This is a genomic window from Nostocoides sp., from assembly GCF_035343835.1.
Taxonomy (GTDB): domain Bacteria; phylum Actinomycetota; class Actinomycetes; order Actinomycetales; family Dermatophilaceae; genus Nostocoides_A; species Nostocoides_A vanveenii.
In genome coordinates this window covers 1-2919 of the sequence record NZ_DAOQZV010000319.1, presented here as the reverse complement: position 1 = coordinate 2919, position 2919 = coordinate 1, and the positions used below count along the sequence as shown (strand labels likewise).

The window sequence follows — 2919 nt, the reverse complement described above, 5'->3', positions numbered from 1 at the left end:
AATGAGATCGTCGCGGCGATGTCATCGGGCTGGCCGACGCGCTGGACCGGGATCGCCTTGGCGGCCGCGGCGATGAAGTCGTCGAACGGCATACCGATGCGTTCGGCCGTGGCGGCCGTCATATCGGTCTGGATGAAGCCGGGGGCGACAGCGTTCGCGGTAACGCCGAAGCGACCCAGTTCGATGGCCAGTGTCTTGGTGAACCCCTGCAGGCCGGCCTTGGCCGCGGAGTAGTTGGCCTGGCCGCGATTGCCCTGCGCCGACGAGGAGGAGAGGTTGACGATCCGGCCGAACTTCTGCTCGCCCATGAACTTCTGGCAAGCCCGGGTCATCAAGAACGCGCCGCGCAGGTGCACGCCGATGACGGCGTCCCAGTCGGCCGTCGTCATCTTGAAGATCAGGTTGTCGCGGATGATGCCGGCGTTGTTGACAAGCACCACCGGCGGGCCGAGTTCGGCAGCGATCCGGGCCACGGCCCCCTCGACCTGGGCCTCGTCCGAGACGTCGACGCCGACCGCAAGTGCCTCGCCGTCAGCCTCCTGGATCGCGGACACGGTTGTGGCGCAAGCGGATTCATCGAGGTCGAGGACGGCAACGGCATAGCCATCGGCGGCCAATCTCTTCGCGGTGGCGGCGCCGATACCACGGGCGGCCCCGGTAACCACGGCGACGCGGGAACTAGAACTCACGTTCGACTCCTTCATGATCGATGTCGCCGTCAGCGGCGCTCATCGGCTAGGTTGGCGGCTATTCAACCCAGCCTACGCGTGCGAGGAATGCATGATTCTCTGGCCCGGCAAGCCCTACCCGCTCGGGGCCACCTACGACGGTTCGGGGGTCAATTTCGCGGTCTTCTCCGAGGTCGCGAATGGCGTCGAACTGTGCCTCGTCGATGACGAGGGCCGCGAGGAGCGCTTCGCACTGCCCGAGGTCGACGGCTTCGTCTGGCACGGGTATGTGCCCGGCATTCAACCCGGCCAGCGTTACGGGTTCCGCATCCACGGGCCTTACGACCCCGAGCGAGGGCACCGCTGCGACCCCGACAAATTCCTCCTCGACCCGTATGCCCGCGCCATCGACGGGCACATGGACGGGCACCCGTCGCTCTTCAGTTACCCCCTGACCGACACTGCGCGAGGGACTGGGGATCGCAACGGTCTGGACAGCCTCGGGCATACGCTCTATTCGGTCGTCGTCAATCCCTTTTTCGACTGGGGACAGGATCGCCCGCCGCGCCATGAGTACCACAACAGCGTGATCTACGAAGCGCACGTCAAGGGCATGACGATGCTGCATCCCGATATCCCCGAAGAGATCCGCGGGACGTATGCCGCAATCGCCCACCCGGCGATCACTTCGCATCTGGTCGATCTCGGGGTGACCGCGATCGAACTCATGCCGGTGCATCAGTTCGTCAACGATTTCCATCTCCAGGAAAAGGGCCTGGCGAACTATTGGGGCTACAACACCATCGGCTTCTTTGCCCCGCACAATGGGTATGCCGCCTTTGGCACCCGAGGGGAGCAGGTCCTGGAGTTCAAGGCCATGGTCAAGGCCCTGCATGAGGCAGGCATCGAAGTGATTCTCGATGTGGTGTACAACCACACCGCGGAGGGCAACCACCTCGGTCCGACCTTGTGTTTCCGCGGAATCGATAACGCGGCGTATTACCGGCTGGTGCAGAGCAATCTCGCCCACTATTACGACACCACGGGCACCGGCAACTCGTTGCTCATGCGCAACCCGCACGTCCTCCAACTGATCATGGACTCGCTGCGCTACTGGGTCACCGAGATGCACGTCGACGGCTTCCGCTTCGACCTCGCCGCGACCTTGGCCCGGCAGTTCCACGAGGTCGATCGGCTCTCGGCCTTCTTCGACCTGGTCCAGCAGGACCCGATCGTCAGCCAGGTCAAGTTGATCGCCGAGCCGTGGGATATCGGAGAGGGTGGCTACCAGGTCGGCAACTTCCCGCCGCTGTGGACCGAATGGAACGGGAAATACCGGGATACGGTCCGCGACTTCTGGCGGGGTGAGCCCTCGACGATCGGCGAGTTCGCGTCCCGCATCACGGGCAGCTCCGATCTCTATGAGCACTCCAGCCGCAAGCCCTTCGCGTCGATCAATTTTGTCATCGCCCATGACGGCTTCACCTTACGCGACCTCGTGTCTTACAACGAGAAGCACAATCTGGCCAATGGTGAGGAAAATCGTGACGGCGAGAGTCACAACCGATCCTGGAATTGCGGCGCCGAGGGCCCGACCGATGATTCCGCGATTCGCGAGTTGCGAATTCGCCAGCAGAAGAACTTCCTCGCCACGCTCTTGCTCAGTCAAGGCGTGCCGATGATTGCCCACGGGGATGAACTCGGTCGCACCCAGCAGGGCAACAACAACACCTACTGCCAGGACAACGAGTTGACCTGGGTCGACTGGGATCTGACCGAGGAAGAGACCGACCTGCTGGAGTTCACCCGCCGGCTGGTCGAGTTGCGCCGCGAGAACCCGGTTTTCCGGCGGCGCCGATTCTTCGCCGGCAGCGCCGACCACGGCGGTGAAAGCGATGTCCACGACATCTCCTGGTTCACGCCGGCCGGTGAGCAGATGAACGAGGGCGATTGGCGCAATGGGTATGCGCGCTCGATCATGGTCTTCCTCAATGGGCAGGCTATTCCCGAGCCCGACAACCGCGGGCAGGTCATCCGGGGCGACAACTTCCTGCTGATCTTCAACGCCCACCACGAGGCGCTGCCCTTCACCTTGCCCGCCAAGGCCTATGGCGCGGCCTGGACGACCGAAATCGACACCGGAGCGCCCGTGGTCAGCCGTCGTCCGCGCCGGGCCGGGAGCGTCGTGGACGTGCAGCCGCGCAGCGTGGTGGTCATGCGCGGACCGAGCGACCGCGGCATCCGCCCGCCC

General features: G+C 64.1%; 2 protein-coding genes. One reads left to right on the top strand and one right to left on the bottom strand.

The features are described 5' to 3' along the window. On the bottom strand, positions 1–689 hold a 689-nt coding region (locus PKH97_RS15510), incomplete at its 3' end, for an SDR family NAD(P)-dependent oxidoreductase (protein WP_324388503.1). Positions 690–780: 91 nt separating this feature from the next. Here PKH97_RS15510 and glgX point away from each other — a divergent pair. Next, a partial coding sequence (gene glgX / locus PKH97_RS15505) for a glycogen debranching protein GlgX (RefSeq protein WP_324388502.1) occupies positions 781–2919 on the top strand: 2139 nt, incomplete at its 3' end.